Here is a 17,871-nt window from a genome sequence, read left to right as displayed (position 1 = left end):
GGTTCCTCCCCGAAGTCCCCCGTGTAGCCGCAACGAACTTATCTGACCGTGTCACGGCGGGACCATCGGTCACCGGCACCGGGAGAATGTGCGCCCACAAATACCCGTCTGAGTGACCGATCAGTGCCGCGGGTAGCGCTGAACCCAGGCGTCGCCGAGCGCGTTCCGTGCCGAATGCCGGTCGAAATGCCACAGCGCGTCGGTGGCCACCTGTTCGATCAGGTGGTGCAGTTCCAGCTGCTCAAGCCACTTTCGGGGCAGCCCGGGAACGCCCACTCGCGCGCCGAGCAGCGCGCCGGTCAACGCACCGGTGAGCGCGCTGCGGCCGGAGTGGTTGACCGCGCGCAGCATGGCCTGTTCCGGATAGTTCTCGAAGCCGGACAGCGCGGCGAACGAACGGCCGAGTACGGACAGCGTGCTGTGGCCGTCGCCGATCAGCTCCGGCATGCGCAGATCCGGCAGGCCGTGCTCGCCGAAGAACGGCACCGATTCCGCGACCAGGTCGCGCACCGGTCCCCACTCGGGCCCGTCGTGCTCTTCGAGCACCTCGCGGGACAGGTTCCACACCGGATAGCTGAACGAGTCCTTCGTGAGCGCCTTCTCGAACACCCACGCCAGATACGTCGCCGCGGCCACGTCGTCCGGCTGATGGGTCACGCCGGCCAGATCGCGCACGACCTGGCTGATGCCGCCGCTGAACCCGGTGCCCGGGCCGGCCGCGGTCAGCACCGCGGGCAGCGCGCCGACCAGCGCGGCCGGGCCGGACATCGGCGCGGCTTGCGGATCGCCGGTGACCAGCGAGTGGTAGGCGTTGAGTTCGGCGTCGTCGATGGCGCGCCGGGCGTGCAGTTCGGGCACCTTCACGAGAAAACCGTCGGCGTTCTGGATCGCCGCGCCCTGCGTGTGCAGCCAGCGGCCGAGCGCGCCGCGGACCACGCCGGGGAACTGCTTCTCGACGTCGCGCGACTCCGGCTGTTCGCGGTGCGGGCTGCGGATCACCGCCTCGGTGAGGAACAGCAGCCGCTGCGTCATCGAGCCGATCCGGCCGGGCTGGTCGAACGCGAGCGGCAGTTCGCGGACGCCGTCCGGGCCGTAGGTCGAGACGATCTCGTCCAGCCGCATCCGGTCCACGGCCGACCCGAGCGCCTCGCCGAGCGCGAATCCGACCCACGCGCCGACGACCCGCTGCCAGCCGTAGCGGAAGTTCTCCAGGCTGACCTCGGGGTACTTGCCGAACGTGTCGAGCTTCGGGACCATCCGGCCCTCGTTGTCCCAGGACGGCACGAGACCGTTGGCGCGCAGGTCGTTCGGCCGGGAGCGGCTCGGCTCCGGCTGTTCGAGCCTGCGCAGCCACGACCGGCCGAGGACGGTCTTGCGGCATTCGTCGGCGGTCAGCTCGAAACCGTGCCGCCGCGCGCGTTCCGCGGCCGCCTTCGGCACGTCGACCGGCTTGTCCAGCCCGATCCGGGCGGCGGTGTCGACGGCGAGCTTCTCCAGGTTTTCCTCGATCTCCGGGCAGCGGCCGTTCTCGTCGACCCTCGGCTCCTGGCGGGGGAACCGCTTCGCGATCGCGGTCAGCTCGGCCCCCGCGACGTCCTCGAAGGTCGCGGGGCCGCCGTTGATCACCAGGTTCGGCGGATGCTCGAACTCGGCGAGCGTCGCCAGATCGACGCGCCACCAGGCGTGCTCGCGGGCGGGCAGATGCCGGGTCGAGCTGAAAACGCGCAGCTCGTTGCGTTCCTCGGAGAAGTAGAAGCGGTCGGTCGCACCGGTTTTGAGGTCGAACGGCACGAAGACCTCGCAGCGCAGCAGCCCGATCAGCAGCTGTTCGCGCGAGAGCCAGCCGACGCTCGCGAAGGCGAGGAGGGTTTCGAGCGGGTTGTCCGGCTTCGGGTAGCCGCGCCGGATCGGACCGGCCTTGTACTGCGGATTCTCGCGTTCGTCCCCGGTCTGGTGGCCGTCGTTGTCGACCTTCACCCAGCCCGCGACCGCGGGCAGCGGCACGCCGAGCTCGCCGAGCCCGGCCTTCGCGTACTCCGGGTCGACGACCTCGCGCCAGCTTTCCTGGCCCGGGTACGCGACCGGGGTGCTGAGCCCGCCCGGATGCGGATGCGCTTGCCGCAGTTCGCCGTCCGGCTCGCGCACGAGCACCGAGGGAGCGGGGAACAGTTCTTTGTCCGGACGGCCGTCGTCGAGGAACGCGACGGTGTTGTAGGGGATCGACCAGCCTTCGGGGACCCGTAGCACGCGGTCGTGGTCGACCCGGAGGCCGCCCGGCCCGGAGACCTCGGGGCCGTGCACGGCGCGCAACCACTTCCCGACCTTGTCTACCGCTTCCGCCGCTTCCACCTACTCGATCCTCTCCAGGCTTCCGTCGGACTCGTGCTCCGCGATCGGCTTGGGCAAGACGTACGCCACCGCGCCGCCGGGAAGGTTCGCCCAGGGCACCGTCATCCCGATGATCACGTGGAGTGATCTTCGGAGGCGGAAAGTGCTGGTCATCCGCTCCCGTTCGAGTGGCAGGGACGTCGTCGCGAACCGTACCGCCTGGTGGTGGACCAGGTTGCCGGGTTCTTCGCCGAATCGCAGAACGACGGTACCTTCCGCCAACCGAGTGAGTCTCTTGTTCCGCAGCAGCGTGAGGGGAGGGTCACCCGGCGCGGGCTGGACCGGCCAGTCGGCGACCTCCCGCGCCGTTTCCAGCGGTGTCTCGCGGCCGCCGGTCGCACGGGCGGGATGCAGCAGCAGCGCGCCAAGGAGTTGCTGAGCGGCGTCGTCCAGCCGGGCGAAGGTCTGCTCATGGCCGTCCGGCGCGGCCACTGTCCAACCGGCTTTGCCCTGGTAGAGGCTCCATTTTCCGGCCTCCCGGCCGCCGAGGCAGCGGACGTCGGGCCACACGCCGAACGAGTCGAGCCGGTGGCCGAGGCAGGCCAGCAGTTCGGCGTCGGACAGGACCGGGTCCGGGTTGGTTTCCCGCTCGGCGGCGACGTCCGCGGCGGTCCGGTGGAGGTCGTCCGCGGTGGGTCTTGGCCGCGGTCTCCCGGCGAGGTCGGCTTCCGCGGTGCGGCGCACCAGGTGCTCGACGTACGGCGGGTGAAAGCCCAGGTCACGGATGTGCTGGAGGAGTTCGGGCTCGGGCGCTATCCCGTGTTCGCGCAGCTGCTCGGCGACCTCGACCGGCCAGATCCACGTGCCGTCGGTGCGGTGTCCCTGGCCGACCTCGGCCTCGCGTTCGAGATAGCGGAGCACGAGCGGCAGTTCGTCCTCCGGCAGCGGTTCGCGGGTCCCGGTGGTCGCGTGCCGGAAAACCACGCCGAGCGGAAGGCCGACGTGCAGCCGCCACCAGTCGGGAAGGTGCTCGTCGTCGCGCGGGAAAGTATTGAGTTCGGCGAGGTAGGCGCTCGAATCAGGCGGCGTCGTCCAGGGCGGCTCGGTGTCGACGAAGTAGTCGAAGTCGAACGCGCCGTCCGGGGTGAGCACGTAGCGCGCCTGAACCCAGGTGCCGCGACCCTGCTGGTACATCTCGGCACGCAACGAGGTGAGCCGCTGGACGACCTCCGGAGTCGCGACGGTGTTGCGTGCCTGCACCTCGAAATGGTCGCCGAGCTGGGCGAACCCGAGGCCGGCCGTCGCGTCCGGATCGGCCCGGTGCGCCCGGAGCAGCCGACCGATCTCGACGAGCGCCTCCTGTCCGGTACTCGTTGGTTCCACGTGAATCATCCCGTCCGGAGCGGACGGCATCAGGACCCGCGACGGCGGTTCTGCGGAACGGGTCCGCGCGGACGGACGCGGCGCGGGGTCGGCCGCGGGGCAGGCATCTGCGAGGTGTGCTGCGGTTCGGGGACGTCGCTCAGGTGCTGCACGAGCGCCTGGACGGTCAACGCGAGCTGCGCGGGCGTCGTCCGCTCGAACGCGTCCGGCGCGAATTCGAGGCGACCGAGCGTGCCGGCCGGCCCGGCGGTCGCGCGGACCAGCCCGTCAGGCGAGGTCAGGACAGCTGGAGCGGCGTCGAGACGGGCACGGTCGTCGCCGATGGTGCTCACGGTGGCCCCCCGTGTCGGTTGCGCGTGCCGAGATTAACTCGACCGGGTCACAGATCACCCTAATGCCAGACGGTGAGTAACTACCCCCGTTTGGGTTCAACGGTTTGCGGCAGCGAATCGCCACGGCGTCGGCGGGCCAGCAGATATCCGGCCCCACCCAGCAGGTACAGCACGGTCGCGACGACCATCAGCTCCGGCGAATATCCGTTGTCCTTGACGAACACCGCCGCGATCGCGACCGCCACGACCTGGGTGATGTTGAACAGCGTGTCGTAGAGCGCGAAGACCCGCCCGCGAGCCTCGTCCGCGACGTCGAGCTGTACTGATGAGTCGACGGACAGCTTCAGCACCTGCCCGGTCCCCATGACCAGGAACGACGCGACCAAGGCCAGCGGCAGGAGCATCGGCAACCCCAATGTCGCCTGTGTGACCGCGGCCAGGAGCAACGCCCCCAGCACCGTCCGAACGCGCCCGATCGAGCGGATCAGCCGCGCGGTCACCAGGCCCGCGACGAGGATGCCCGCCCCCGCGCACGCGACCAGCTGCCCAAGCCCGGGGAGCCCGGCGCGGAGGATCCCGTCGTCAGTGAAGTAATTGCGCATCAGCAACACGCTGACCAGCAACGAAATCCCATACGCCGCCCGATGCGCGAACAACGCGATGAACCCCGCCGTGACACTAGGCGCCCGCCACGCGTGCCTGGCCCCGTCCGCAAGCCCCCGCGCGACGGCCACCACAGGATTCGTGGGCTCGTCCACGACAGTCGGCCCCAGCACCCCCTTCGCGAACCGATGCGCGAGGAAAGCCGATAACAACGCCCCGACCGCCGCGAACGCCGTCGTCTCCGCCGACCCGATGTCGCCCGACCCGAACACCGCCCGCAACCCGATCGCGCACCCGCCCCCGACGACCGCGATCGCTGACCCGAGCGTGGCCGCCACCGCGTTCCCGGAAACCACCGCTTTCGGCTCCACGACGTGCGGCAACGCAGCGGATAGCCCAGACCCGATAAACCGGCTGATCCCCTCGGCGAGCAAGGCCAGCGAGAACAGCCCGATGCCGCCCACCCCAGCCCCCACCGCGACGACCGACGCCACGATCGCCACCGCCCGCACGAGATTGGCGGACACGAGCACCCGCCGTCGGTCCCACCGGTCGAGCAATGCCCCCGCGAACGGCCCCACCAGCGAATACGGCAGCAGCAAGGCCGCGAACCCCTCCGCGATGGCCAGCGGATCAGCCGCCCGCTCGGGATTGAACAAGACCGCCCCGGCCAACCCGGCCCGAAAGACGCCGTCGCCCCACTGCGCCGCGAACCGCGTGCACAGCAACCGCCGAAACAACGGATCCCGAACCAGCTGCCGGACCAGCCGCCGAGCCTCGCCCCGCTCCCCCACCGCCTCCACCCCGCAACCCTACCGAGCCCCCCTGACAATCCCGGAGAAAACAGAACCTGCCCCGCCCCAACCGCAAGCCGACGAGAAGACCTGCACCCCAAGACCCAACCAGCCAAAAGAAGCCGAAAAGACGAGCCACCCCGCACAGAGACACCGCCAAGCCATAAAAAGAACCGCCAGCCGTTTCCCTCGGGCGTCTTGAAGCGTGCGCTTCTGATGCTCTGTGGTTAGTTGAGCCGCAGCCCACGCCGAAAAGCGGCCGCCCTTGAGATGCGCACGCCCCAAGCCCAGCGCGACGCTCGGCGAGGGGCGAGGGGCGAGGGCGCGCGGCTAGGGCGAGGGGCGAGGGGCGGAGATGGTCGTCGGGGCAGGAGTGCACGCCTCACGTCCAGCGCGCGGGCGAAGCGTCCTTAAGCGACGAGGCGTTGCCGGAGACGGGCGCGAGGGAACACGCAGGGCTGTCCGCCGCGGGATGAAGCAGCGATTGCTTGAAAGCCAAAGGGGGCCCCGCCCCCGCCCCACCCCGAACCCGCACCAAAAGGCACCGCGGGGGTCCGGGGGGCTCGGCCCCCCGGGCACTCGGCGCCGGTGGCGAGGGGAAGGTGCGGAACGCACCGAACAGGAAGAGCCGACACCGGCGCACTCGTTTCGCCTCTCGGCGGCTTGGCGCAGTGTGGCTCCGGCCGGACCGGTATTCCACAAAGGCGGTTCTTCAGTGAGCCCGGGGGACACGAGTGCGCCGGCTCACTGTTCTCAACGGGGCGCGTGGTGCTGGTGTTCCCGTGCCGGGAGGATTTCCCGCGGCGGGTGATGGGATCATGGGTGGCGTGCCAGCGGACGCCGAGGTTGAACCGGGAACGCTCCTGGTCGCCGCACCCACGATGTTCGACCCGAACTTCAAGCGGACCGTGGTGTTCGTGATCGATCATCGGGCGGAGGGCACGCTCGGGGTGGTCTTGAATCGCCCGTCCGATGTTCCGGTGAATGACGTCCTGCCGGGGTGGGGCGCGCATGTCGCGGAGCCGCAGTCGGTCTTCGTGGGCGGGCCGGTCGACAAGAAGACCGCGCTATGCCTCGCCGCTTTGCGGACTGGGGAGACCGCGTCGAGTGTGCCGGGCGTGGTTGCCGTGCGGGGGCCGGTGGCGCTGGTCGATCTGGACAGCGATCCCGAAGTGCTGGTGTCGAAGGTGCGCGGCGTACGGGTGTTCGCGGGGTACGCCGGGTGGGACTCGGGGCAGCTCGCGGGTGAGATCGAGCGGGAGGACTGGGTGATCGTTCCGGCGCTGCCCAGCGACATTCTCGCGCCGCCCAGCCGGGATCTCTGGGGGCAGGTGCTGCGCCGCCAGGGGGTGCCGCTCGCGTTGCTGGCTACCCATCCTGGGGACTTGCAGCGGAATTAGGCCTCGCTGGACTTCTGCAACACTCCGCAGCCGCCAGCCCCGCACGCGCAGCCGCTGCAACCGGCGGGAGCCTGCACGGGGGCGGGCACCGTGAGGGCGGCTCGCGCACCCATCCGGGCACCGGCGACCACCATCACCAGCAGGCCGAGCAGTCCGACGATCGCGGCGGCCACCAAGCCCGCGGTGGCGGGGATGGCGAGTCCGGCCAGTCCGCAGACGACCGCGGCCGCGCCGCCGGCCAGCGTCGGGATTCCGGCTACCCGGTTGGCGAGCTGGAACGCCTCTTCGCTGCGCATCGAGGCTTCGGTCCGGACTCCGGCCCCGCCTGCCCTGCTCAGCCGTCCGCGCACGCCGAGGAAACCACCCCAGCCGACGACGACACCAAGGACGATCGGGACGAGCGCGATAGCGAACACCCCTTGAGGATAAGCGTGACCTCGCGGCAATGTCCCGGATACCCTCGTCGGCTGTGCTACGGGCCATGTCTTCGTCCAGATGATGAGGGGTTGGCACCCTGCGTCTGGGTCCACAGTTGCCGGTTCGGCGTGGTACCATGATCGCATCACGACCGGTTCCGCCCTTCGGGGTCCAGGGCCGGTCTTTTCATTTCAGGGGTGGAACAGACCTAGCGTATGGAACCCAAGCCGCACTGCACCTACGAGAAGCAGCTTGAACTGCTCAAAGAGCGTGGCATGCGTATCGACGACGATGCTGCGGCGCTGGCCCTGCTGGAACGCGCGGGGTACTACACCTTGAGTGGCTACTCCTACCCGTTTCGGATGACGGCCTCGGATGGCAGCCGGACCGATCGGTTCTTCCCCGGAACGTCTATAACGCAGGTTCGCGCACTGTGGGAGTTCGATCATCGACTCCGTTCTGCCGCCTTCGCTGCCATCCAGCACGTCGAGACATACCTCCGTGCGTTGCTGGCCTACTCGCTGGGCTCGGTGGACCCGATGATCCACCGGAAACGTGAGCTGCTGTCGATCGACCATCCGAGGGCCTACCCACGGTGGCTGGAGAACCTCGACCGGAAAGTCGCCGACTCCCGCGAGGAGTTCATCGTCCATCACCGCGAGAAGCGAGGCGGGGTCATCCCGATCTGGGTCGCGACCGACGTCCTCGATTGGGGAGGTCTCTCTTATCTGTACAGCTTCGCGCCGTCCGGCGTGCGGGAGCAGGTCGCACAGCGGTTCCGGCTCAGTGCTCCGCAACTGAAGTCCTGGTTGCGTGCTCTGAACATAGTCCGCAACGTCTGCGCGCATCACGGACGGTTCTACAATCGCTACTATTCGCTCACGCCGAAGCTTCCCCACGGAGATCGCGACAAGTCTTTCGACGCGATCGATTCGGCGAAAGGGACCACCTTCGCGATGCTCACGCTTATGCAGCACTTGAGTTCGCACACGGTGGGAGCGAGCATGCGCGGGCTGCCTGCGGTCATACGCACCTTCCCGCGCGACGCTGGGGCGAGCCCCGGTGCGATGGGGGTCCCTGACCAATGGGATTCATATCCCCTCTGGCGGTAACCAACCGATAAGCGTGACCTCGCGGCAATGTCCCGGATACCCTCGTCGGCTGTGCTACGGGCCATGTCTTCGTCCACGCGACACCGGCTGCTCGCCGCCGCCGGGATCGTCACCTTGTCCTTGCTCGTTCCGGGAACCGGGAACGCCACTGCTGCCTCGCCGCGTCCCGTCCGGCTGCTCGGGGAGCAGCGGGTGCCGCACAACCTGCAGTTCCAGGGCACGACCGTCGGCGGGCTGTCCTCAGTCGACTTCGATCCGCGCACCGGCGGGTACGTCTTCGTCAGCGACGACCGGTCCGCGATCAACCCGGCCCGCTTCTACACCGCGAAGTTCGACGTCAGCGCCAAGGGCGTGGGACCGGTCACTTTCACCGGCACACATCCGCTGCTGCGCCCGGACGGCACGCCGTACCCGCCGCTGGCGAAGAACGACCCGGCCGCGCCGCAGAGCGAGCAGACGATCGACCCCGAGGAACTGCGCGTCGACCCGTGGACCGGGCATTACGTCTGGTCGCAGGAAGGCGACCGGCTCGCGGACCAGCACCTGATCCAGCCGTCGATCCGCGAAGCCAAGCGCGACGGGCACTACGTGCGTGACCTGCCGCTGCCCGCCAACGAGCGGATGACGCCGGACGCTGGTCCGCGCCGCAACTACGTCCTCGAAGGGCTCGCCTACACCGGGTTCGGCACGCTGCTGGCCAGCGAGGTCGAGGCCCCGCTGCTGCAAGACGGCCCGCCGCCCACGCCGACGTCGGGGGCGCTGTCGCGGATCACCGTGCAGTCCCGGTTCGGGCACGTGCTCGCGCAGTACGCGTACCCGCAGGAGAAGCTCTTCGCCGCGCCGAAGCCCGCCGACGGGTTCGCCGACACCGGGGTTTCCTCGATGCTCGCGGTGAACCAGGCCGATCCGACGAAATTCCTGATGATGGAGCGGTCGTTCGTCACCGGCGTCGGCAACAAGGTGCGCATCTTCGAGATCGACACCACCGGTGCGACGAATGTCCTCCACACCGCGTCCCTGGCCGCCGCCAAGCAGGTCAAGCCGGTGAAGAAGAAGCTGCTCGCCGACCTTTCCGACCTTCCGGTGTCCACTGTGGACAACATCGAGGGGATGACCTGGGGCCCGCCGCTGCCGTCCGGCGAGCGCAGTCTCGTGCTCGTCAGCGACAACAACTTCTCCGCGTCCCAGGTGACCCAGCTCGTCGCTTTGGCGGTCCCGTCGGAACGGCTTTGACCAGCGCGTTACGATGAGTGCATGAACACGGCTCGGCTGCTCCTTGGCCTGCCGCGCTGACCTGGTCCGATGACCGGCTCGGCGCGGCGACCCCTCATGCCTTCGGGCTTGGGGGGTCGAGTTGTTTCTGGAGTGGCTCGACACGGAGGAAGACGGCGATGACAGGGTCCACGGACACCGGGGCCACGGCGGAGGCCGCGCAGCAGCAGCGCACGGACGCCGAGCACACCCCGCCGTTCCGCTACACCGCGGAGCTGGCCGGGCAGATCGAGCAGCGCTGGCAGGACCACTGGTCCGACCACGGCACCTACCACGCGCCGAACCCGGTGGGCCCGCTCGCGGACCCGGGTGAGCCGGTGCCTTCGGACAAGCTGTTCGTGCAGGACATGTTCCCGTACCCGTCCGGTTCCGGCCTGCACGTCGGGCACCCGCTGGGCTACATCGGCACCGACGTCTACGCGCGCTACCACCGGATGATCGGCCGGAACGTGCTGCACACGCTGGGCTACGACGCGTTCGGCCTGCCCGCCGAGCAGTACGCGGTGCAGACCGGCACGCATCCGCGCACCACGACCGAGCAGAACATCGCCACCATGCGCCGTCAGCTGAAGCGGCTGGGCTTGGGCCACGACGAGCGCCGCTCGATCGAGACGATCGACCCGGACTACTACCGCTGGACCCAGTGGATCTTCCTGCAGATCTTCAACTCCTACTACGACGAGGACGCCCGCAAGGCGCGCCCGATCGACGAGCTGGAGAAGGCGTACGCCGCGGGTGAGCGGGCGACGCCGGACGGCCGTCCGTGGGTTGAGCTGAGCGGCGTCGAGCAGCGCAAGATCATCGACGACCACCGGCTGGTCTACATCTCCGAGGCTCCGGTCAACTGGGCGCCCGGCCTGGGCACCGTCGTCGCGAACGAGGAGGTGACCGCGGACGGGCGCAGCGACCGCGGCAACTTCCCGGTGTTCCGCAAGAGCCTGCGCCAGTGGATGATGCGGATCACCGCGTACGCCGACCGCCTGGTCGACGACCTGGACCTGCTGGACTGGCCGGAGAAGGTCAAGTCCATGCAGCGCAACTGGGTCGGCCGCTCGCAGGGCGCGCGCGTCTCGTTCGCCGCGGGTGACGAGAAGATCGAGGTCTTCACCACCCGTCCGGACACCCTGTTCGGCGCCACCTACATGGTGATCGCGCCGGAGCATCCGCTGGTCGAGAAGCTGACCGCGAAGCAGTGGCCGGGCGAGCACCCGGAAAGCTGGACCGGCGGCGCGAAGACGCCCGCCGAGGCCATCGCCGCGTACCGGGCCGCCGCCTCCCGCAAGTCCGATTTGGACCGGCAGGAAAACAAGGAGAAGACCGGTGTCTTCACCGGCACCTACGCGGTGAACCCGGTCAACGGCAAGGAAATCCCGGTCTTCGTCGGCGACTACGTGCTGATGGGCTACGGCACCGGCGCGATCATGGCGGTGCCCGCGCAAGACCAGCGCGACTACGACTTCGCCAAGAAGTTCGAGCTGGAGATCGTCCGCACGGTCGACCCCGGCGAGGGCTTCGAGGGCGAGGCGTTCACCGGCGACGGCCCGGCGATCAACTCGGCCAACGATTCGGTGAGCCTGGACGGCATGGGCGTCGCCGACGCCAAGAAGACGATCATCGCCTGGCTGGAGGACCGCGGCGCGGGCGAGGGCACCGTGCAGTACAAGCTGCGCGACTGGCTGTTCGCCCGCCAGCGCTACTGGGGCGAGCCGTTCCCGATCGTCTACGACGAGAACAACCTGCCGATCGCGCTGCCCGAGGACCAGCTGCCGGTCGTGCTGCCGGAGGTCGACGACTACTCGCCGAAGACCTTCGACCCGGACGACGCCGACTCCGAGCCGTCGCCGCCGCTGTCGCGCGCGAAGGACTGGGTCGAGGTCACCCTGGACCTGGGCGACGGGCCGAAGAAGTACCGCCGCGACACCAACGTCATGCCGCAGTGGGCCGGTTCCTGCTGGTACCAGCTGCGCTACGTCGACCCGGCGAGCCAGGACGTGTTCTGCGCGCCGGAGAACGAGGCGTACTGGCTGGGCCCGCGCCCGGCCGAGCACGGCGGGGACGACCCGGGCGGCGTCGACCTGTACGTCGGCGGCGTCGAGCACGCGGTGCTGCACCTGCTGTACTCCCGCTTCTGGCACAAGGTGCTGTACGACCTGGGCCACGTGTCCTCGAAGGAGCCGTACCGCCGCCTGTTCAACCAGGGCTACATCGAGGCGTTCGCCTACACCGACAAGCGCGGCGTGTACGTGCCTGCTGAGGACGTCGTCGAGCGCGACGGCAAGTTCTTCTTCGGCGACGAAGAGGTCAAGCAGGAATACGGCAAAATGGGCAAGAGCCTGAAGAACGCCGTGACGCCGGACGAAATGTCGGACACCTACGGCGCGGACACCTTCCGCGTGTACGAGATGTCGATGGGCCCGCTGGACATGTCGCGGCCGTGGGCGACGAAGGACGTCGTCGGCGCGCACCGGTTCCTGCAGCGGCTGTGGCGGCTGGTGGTCGACGAGCAGACCGGTGAGCTGCGGGTTTCGGCGGACGAGGCGACCGAGGCGGACCGGAAGCTGGTGCACCGCACCATCGCCGGCGTCCGCGAGGACTACGCGGAGATGCGGTTCAACACCGCGGGCGCGAAGCTGATCGAGCTGAACAACCACCTGACCAAGGTGTACGGCTCGGCCGCGGCGACCCCGCGCGAGCTGGCCGAACCGCTGGTGCTGCTGCTGGCCCCGCTGGCCCCGCACGTCGCCGAGGAGCTGTGGCACCGGATGGGCCACGCCGACTCGCTGGTGCACGGGCCGTTCCCGGTCGTGGACGAGAAGTACCTGGTCGAGGACTCGGTCGAGTACCCGATCCAGGTCAACGGCAAGGTCCGCTCGCGGATCACCGTGCCCGCCGACGCGAAGAACGACGCGGTGCAGGCGGCCGCGCTGGCCGACGAGAAGATCGCCGCGCTGGTCGGCGACAAGACGCCGCGCAAGGTGATCGTCGTGCCGGGCCGGCTGGTCAACATCGTGCTCTGAAAAAGCTCGTTCCGGCCCGGGCGGTGTGCCCGGGCCGGTACTGTGCTTTCCGTGCGTAACCGAGCGATCACCGCGGTCACCGGGATCGCTGTCGCGGTGGCGGCAGTGCTTTCCGGGTGCGCCGTCGCGCCTGCTCCGCCACCGGGGAAACCCGCGCCGCGGCTGCCAGCGGATTCGATCGCCTACGACACGCTGCCGGTCATCACGAGCAGGCCGAAGCTGTTCCCTGGCGACTGTTCGCAGTTCGAAAAGAACCCGGCGTTGGTAGGCGCCCTCGGCGGCAGTTCGCCGATGTACAACCCGTATGCCAAGGCGTGCGTCCTGAAGCGGTCCGCGGGTACGCAGGTCGAGGTCGGCTCGATGGACCCGGACCAGCGCATCCCGGAGCCGTGGCCCGGCTGGTGGAAGGTCTACGACTACAGCGTCCACCACTTCCGCCGGATGCTCGTGCTGGACCGCTACTACGCGGTTTCCCAGCTCCAGGGATACGGCTGCGTGGTCGCGGTGAACACCGGCTCGCCGCAGGTCGTCACCGTCCGGGTCGGCACCGAAGCGGGCAGGGGCCCGGTCCCCGGCGACAGCCTCGACGTCGATCGCCAGACCGCTCAGCAGTTCTGTCCGGACGCGCGGAAGGCCGCCGAGGACTACCTGAACACGGTCGACCCCGGCGGCGGCTCGCTGGCCGGCTGACCCGGGGTCACGCCGCTTCTCGCGTACCCGCCCGCCAGATCGCGACCCCGGCCAGGCCGATCCACACCACCATCGACGCGGCCAGCGCGACCGGTCCGTGCTTGGCGATCCCCGCGAGCTGCCGCGCGGGTTCGGCCGGATCGACCCATCCCGCGTAGTCGATGCCGCTCTGCAGGAACACGAACAGCAGAGACAGCAGGACGTAAGCGGTGATCGATCCGGCGGTGTTGGGGATCAGCCAGCCGATGGTGACCGCGAGCAGGGTCATGCAGAAGCCGCCGAGCAGAATCGTCGCGACCATCGCGCCGGGCCGGGCGTCGAGCAGGAACTGCGTGTCGTATCCGTCGAGCTGGCTTCGGTAATAGGTGAAGGTCATCAGCAGGTTCAGCCCCGAAGTGACCAGCCAGACCCCGATCGCGATGGCGGACTGTGCGAGCACATAGCGCAGCCGCGACGGTTGGGCGAGCAGGGTCGGCTGCGCGCTTCGGTAATGCCATTCCGCGGCGATCAGCTTCACGAGCACGACGTTCATCAGCACCGCGCCGAGCCGGATCGTGAGGAATACCGGCAGCAGCTGCTTGTCGAGCGTGTAGTCGCGCAGTCCGCCCTGCAAGAACAGCAGCGACAGCGCGACCAGCAGGATCGGCGCGGAGACCACCAGGATCTTGTCCGCCATCGTCGCGGTCATCTTCCGCAGTTCGACGCCCACCACGGTGCCGAACGACGCGCGCCGCTGTGCCGGGGCCTGCCACGCGGGCGCCTGCGCCGGGATCATCGGGCTCCTCCGGTGAGCCGGAAGAAAAGCTCTTCCAGGTTCTGCTGTTCCTCGCGCAGCTCCAGCACCTGCACGCGGGCGGCGAACGCGAGGTCGGACACCTGTTTCATCGGGGCGGCTACGGACACTCCGTCCGCGCTGGTCTGGCGCAGTTCGAGTCTGGCGTTGTGCAGCGCGGAGGTCAGCCGGGGCAGGTCGGCGGTGCGGATGAGCGTGCGGGCCGGTCCGGCGAAGCTCTCCAGCGGACCGTCGGCGACGACGCGGCCCTGGCCGATCATCACCACGCGGTCCGCGGTCTGGTCCACTTCGGACAGCACGTGGCTTGACAACAGCACGGTGCCGCCGCGCTGGGCGTACCCGCGCAGCAACTGCCTGGTGGAGCGGATTCCGTCCGGGTCGAGGCCGTTGATCGGTTCGTCGAGGATCAGCACCGGCGGATCGCACAGCAGCGCCTGCGCGATGCCGAGCCGCTGCCGCATGCCGAGGCTGTACTTGCCGATCCGCCGGTTCGCCGCGTCGGAGAGGCCGACCTGCCCGAGCACCTGGTCCACCCGTACGGCGGGCAGCCGCATCAGTTTCGCGGCGTTGCGCAGATGATGCCTGCCGGTGCGGCCGGGGTGCACGGCGGACGCGTCGAGCAGCACGCCCGCGACGTGCGCCGGGTTGGGCCACTCGCCGAAGCGGCGGCCGGCGATGGTCGCGGTGCCGGACGTCGGCGTGGTCAGACCGCAGATCATCCGCAGCGTGGTCGATTTCCCGGCGCCGTTCGGTCCGAGGAACGCGGTCACCGTGCCCGGCCGCAGGCTGAACGACACGGTGTCGACCACCCGGCGTTGGTTGTAGACCTTCACCAGCTCTTGGACGTGCAGCAACCCGTCCCCCTCCCCGTTTTCCCGCTGGCAGGAGTTTGTCACACGCTGTGGCCGCCCGGGTGCGGAATCGAACCGCCGCGACCGAAAGACGCCAGCTTCGCCCGCCGTTCGGCGCTTCGATGGTTGAAAGCGAAACAAACGGAAAGGACGGACATGAACCTCGACGGCAAAGTGGCGCTGGTGACTGGTGGGAGCCGCGGAATCGGTGCGGCTACGGCACTGCGGCTCGCCGAGGCTGGGGCGGATGTGGTGCTCACCTACGCGGTGAACGCCGAGCAGGCCGCGGTTGTGGTCGACCGGATCAAGGCGCTCGGACGGCGTGCGCTCGCGGTGGGTGCCGACAGCGCGGATTCGGCGGCCGTGGAAGCCGCGGTAGAAGCGGCGGTCGCCGAGTTCGGGCGGCTGGACGTGCTGGTCAACAACGCGGGCGTCGGCTTCGTCGGGCCGCTGGAGCAGACCGGGATGGACGACGTCGACCGCGTGCTGGCGGTGAACGTGCGCGGGGTGCTGGCCGCGACCAAGGCCGCCGCCGCGCATCTGCGCGAAGGCGGCCGGGTGATCACGATCGGCAGCTGCGTGACCGATCGCGTGCCGGGGCCGGGGATGGTGCTGTACGCGGTCAGCAAGTCCGCGATGGTCGGGCTGACCAAGGCGCTGGCCCGCGAACTGGCCCCGAATGGCGTGACGGTGAATCTGGTGCACCCGGGACCCACCGACACCGACATGAACCCGGCCGACGGCCCGTACGCCGCGGACCAGGCGTCCATGACCGCGGTCGGCCGGTACGGCAAGCCCGAGGAGGTGGCCGACACGGTGGCTTTCCTCGCCTCGCCGGCCAGCGCTTACCTGACCGCCTCGATCATTTCGGTCGACGGCGGCCACGCGGCCTAGGCCTCGCTAGCCGGTGTAGAGCCCGACGTCCCGGGCGAGGTCGGTGAGCATGGCCTCGAACAGGACGTCCGGTTTGGACACCGGGATCGGGTAGTTGCCGAACACCTCGAGGGTCACGTGGCCGTAGAGCCGCGCCCAGAAGGTGATCATCAGGTACGTGAGCCCGAGGTCCAGCTTCTCCGGCGGAATCTCCCGCCCGGACTCCTTGAGCACCGTGAGCAGGTCTTCCTGGAACGCGGTGAGGTCGTCGCGGAGTTCGGGCGGGACCACGTCGTTCGGCGGCATGACCAGGTCGTGCTGGGCGAGCACGTGGCCGGCCGCGGCGAGGAAGATCCGGCCGAACGGCTCGTCGAGCCTGCGCAGCGCGCTGCCGGTCGCCGTGCCGGTGGCCCCGGTCGGCGACGCGAACACCAGGGTGAACTCCTTGGTGTGGGTCAGCGCCCAGCGGCGGAACCCCTTGCAGATCTGGAACAGCTGCAGCAGGCCCTCGTCCTTCAGCTCCGCGATGTCCTCGGCGATTTCGGCGGCGAGGTCGGTGCAGACGTCGAGACGGAGGCTTTCCAGCAGGTCGTCGCGGGATTCGTAGTAGCGGTAGAGAGCCGGCGCGGTGATGCCAAGCTCTCTGGCGATGGCGCGCAGCGTGACGGCTTCCGGGCCCTGGCCTACCAGCAGTTTCCGCGCGGTCCGGCGGATGTCGGATTCGGTAGCCGCTCGCGCGCGACCCCTGCGTGTGGGGCTGCTCATCTGGGCAGTCTAGGTGGTCTGGACACCGATTTAGGGCCTGGCGCGCGAATCGGGGCGCCGCCGACGCCGATCACTCGGGGGGCTACGTGATCGGCGCCGGCGACCCGATGCCCTCTCCGGTGCGCTTCCGGTCGGGGCAACGTCATCGGCTCAAGTCCGGTGACGCTCGAAGAAGAGCGAAGCCCGTCGCAGAAGTGACGCCCGGGGGATACGGATCCCCCGATCGAGTGACGGACAGCCGCTGTTCCGCCTGATTGTCGCACTGAGCGCCGCGAAAGTTACAAACGCTTTCACTTTCGGGCACAGATGGCGGAAAGGACGGGTCGTGGCAGAGTGGCGGCCATGAGTGCTGCGGTACTGGTAGTCGGCTCCGCGAATGCCGATTTGGTGGTGCCGGTCGACCGTCGCCCCGGCGGCGGCGAGACGGTGCTGGGCGGCGACACCGCGTTGTCCCCCGGCGGCAAAGGGGCGAACACCGCGGTCGCGGCGGGAAAGCTCGGTGCGGACGTCGCGCTGCTCGGCGCGGTCGGCGACGATCCCTACGGCCGGATGCTGCGCGATTCGTTGTCCAATGCCGGTGTTGATGCGCAATTCGTGCGAACGGTCGAGCGGCCCACCGGAATCGCCTACATCACCGTGACTCCGGACGGGGAAAACTCAATCCTCGTCTCCCCCGGCGCGAACTCCGCGCTGGAACCCGGCGACATCACCGACGAGGCGCTGGACGGCGTCCGCGTGCTGGTCGCCTCGCTGGAAGTGCCGCTGCCGACCGTCGAACGCGCGGTCGTGCGGGCGCGCGAACACGGTGTGCGGGTGCTGCTGAACCTCTCCCCAGCAGCCGAGGTCTCGGCGGAAACGCTGGCCGCGCTGGACGTGCTGCTGGTCAACGAGCACGAGGCCGCGTACCTGCTCGGCGCGGACGACGTGGATCCGCGCAAGCTGCTCGAACTCGGCCCGCGCGCGGCGGTCGTGACGCTCGGGGCCAAGGGCGCGGCGGTGATCGAGGGAGACAAGTCGACAACCGTCGAGTCGCCCAAGGTGGCAGCGGTCGACACCACCGGCGCGGGCGACGCGTTCGCCGGTGCCTTGGCGGCCGCGCTCGCCGACGGCGCTGACCTGGTCGAAGCCGCCAAACGGGCGGTAAAGGTGGCCGCGGTGACCGTGACCAGGCACGGTGCCCAGCCGTCCTACCCGACGGCGGCCGAACTGGAATGAGCCACGCTTGCCGCGTGTTGTGGATC

15 protein-coding genes are annotated in these 17,871 nt (G+C 69.3%); 7 read left to right on the top strand and 8 right to left on the bottom strand.

Going from position 1 to position 17,871, the window contains the following annotated elements; all coding sequences use genetic code 11:
• Positions 1-120 precede the first annotated feature (120 nt).
• From ACFSVL_RS28790 to ACFSVL_RS28775, 4 genes are all read right to left on the bottom strand, one after another.
• Positions 121-2,349 (bottom strand): ADP-ribosylglycohydrolase family protein, encoded by a 2,229-nt coding sequence (locus ACFSVL_RS28790; RefSeq protein ID WP_378308692.1) that lies wholly within the window; start codon positions 2,347-2,349, stop codon positions 121-123.
• Positions 2,350-3,720, bottom strand: coding sequence for a TNT domain-containing protein (locus ACFSVL_RS28785; RefSeq protein ID WP_378308691.1), 1,371 nt, complete (start codon positions 3,718-3,720; stop codon positions 2,350-2,352).
• A 20-nt stretch (positions 3,721-3,740) separates the two neighbouring features.
• Complete coding sequence (locus tag ACFSVL_RS28780) at positions 3,741-4,043, bottom strand: hypothetical protein (protein ID WP_378308690.1); 303 nt, start codon at positions 4,041-4,043, stop codon at positions 3,741-3,743.
• 80 nt (positions 4,044-4,123) lie between these two features.
• Positions 4,124-5,449, bottom strand: coding sequence for an MFS transporter (locus ACFSVL_RS28775; RefSeq protein WP_378308689.1), 1,326 nt, complete (start codon positions 5,447-5,449; stop codon positions 4,124-4,126).
• Between the two features lie 809 nt (positions 5,450-6,258).
• On the opposite strand from ACFSVL_RS28775, the gene ACFSVL_RS28770 reads away from it, so the two are divergent.
• Positions 6,259-6,840, top strand: coding sequence for a YqgE/AlgH family protein (locus tag ACFSVL_RS28770; protein WP_378308688.1), 582 nt, complete (start codon positions 6,259-6,261; stop codon positions 6,838-6,840).
• On the opposite strand, the gene ACFSVL_RS28765 is transcribed toward ACFSVL_RS28770, so the two are convergent.
• Complete coding sequence (locus tag ACFSVL_RS28765; RefSeq protein ID WP_378308687.1) at positions 6,837-7,256, bottom strand: SdpI family protein; 420 nt, start codon at positions 7,254-7,256, stop codon at positions 6,837-6,839. The two genes, ACFSVL_RS28770 and ACFSVL_RS28765, sit on opposite strands and share 4 nt — an antisense overlap.
• 216 nt (positions 7,257-7,472) lie before the next feature.
• Between ACFSVL_RS28765 and ACFSVL_RS28760 the strand changes: the two genes are divergently transcribed.
• The 4 genes from ACFSVL_RS28760 (at position 7,473) to ACFSVL_RS28745 (ending at position 13,348) form a co-directional block, all read left to right on the top strand.
• The gene (locus tag ACFSVL_RS28760) at positions 7,473-8,369 is read left to right on the top strand and encodes an Abi family protein (protein ID WP_378308686.1); all 897 of its coding nucleotides are present in this window, start codon (positions 7,473-7,475) and stop codon (positions 8,367-8,369) included.
• A 63-nt stretch (positions 8,370-8,432) separates the two neighbouring features.
• The gene (locus ACFSVL_RS28755; RefSeq protein ID WP_378308685.1) at positions 8,433-9,602 is read left to right on the top strand and encodes an esterase-like activity of phytase family protein; all 1,170 of its coding nucleotides are present in this window, start codon (positions 8,433-8,435) and stop codon (positions 9,600-9,602) included.
• A 158-nt stretch (positions 9,603-9,760) separates the two neighbouring features.
• Positions 9,761-12,658, top strand: coding sequence for a leucine--tRNA ligase (leuS, locus tag ACFSVL_RS28750; protein WP_378308684.1), 2,898 nt, complete (start codon positions 9,761-9,763; stop codon positions 12,656-12,658).
• Between the two features lie 51 nt (positions 12,659-12,709).
• Positions 12,710-13,348 (top strand): hypothetical protein, encoded by a 639-nt coding sequence (locus ACFSVL_RS28745; RefSeq protein WP_378308683.1) that lies wholly within the window; start codon positions 12,710-12,712, stop codon positions 13,346-13,348.
• Between the two features lie 7 nt (positions 13,349-13,355).
• On the opposite strand, the gene ACFSVL_RS28740 is transcribed toward ACFSVL_RS28745, so the two are convergent.
• The gene (locus tag ACFSVL_RS28740; protein WP_378308682.1) at positions 13,356-14,123 is read right to left on the bottom strand and encodes a hypothetical protein; all 768 of its coding nucleotides are present in this window, start codon (positions 14,121-14,123) and stop codon (positions 13,356-13,358) included.
• Positions 14,120-14,995, bottom strand: coding sequence for an ABC transporter ATP-binding protein (locus tag ACFSVL_RS28735; RefSeq protein ID WP_378308681.1), 876 nt, complete (start codon positions 14,993-14,995; stop codon positions 14,120-14,122). Before ACFSVL_RS28735 ends, ACFSVL_RS28740 begins: the two co-directional genes overlap by 4 nt.
• Positions 14,996-15,148: 153 nt before the next feature.
• Here ACFSVL_RS28735 and ACFSVL_RS28730 point away from each other — a divergent pair, with 153 nt between their 5' ends.
• Positions 15,149-15,886 (top strand): SDR family oxidoreductase, encoded by a 738-nt coding sequence (locus tag ACFSVL_RS28730; RefSeq protein ID WP_378308680.1) that lies wholly within the window; start codon positions 15,149-15,151, stop codon positions 15,884-15,886.
• Positions 15,887-15,892: 6 nt separating this feature from the next.
• On the opposite strand, the gene ACFSVL_RS28725 is transcribed toward ACFSVL_RS28730, so the two are convergent.
• A complete protein-coding gene (locus ACFSVL_RS28725) occupies positions 15,893-16,630 on the bottom strand; it encodes a TetR/AcrR family transcriptional regulator (protein WP_378308679.1) in 738 nt (245 codons plus the stop codon).
• A 342-nt stretch (positions 16,631-16,972) separates the two neighbouring features.
• Here ACFSVL_RS28725 and ACFSVL_RS28720 point away from each other — a divergent pair, with 342 nt between their 5' ends.
• Complete coding sequence (locus ACFSVL_RS28720) at positions 16,973-17,845, top strand: ribokinase (protein ID WP_378308678.1); 873 nt, start codon at positions 16,973-16,975, stop codon at positions 17,843-17,845.
• Positions 17,846-17,871: the final 26 nt, after the last annotated feature.

The sequence above is a fragment of the Amycolatopsis silviterrae genome, from assembly GCF_042684085.1.
Lineage (GTDB): Bacteria > Actinomycetota > Actinomycetes > Mycobacteriales > Pseudonocardiaceae > Amycolatopsis > Amycolatopsis silviterrae.
The sequence above is the reverse complement of the archived record's forward strand: the minus strand, read 5'-3'. Positions and strand labels throughout refer to the sequence as shown.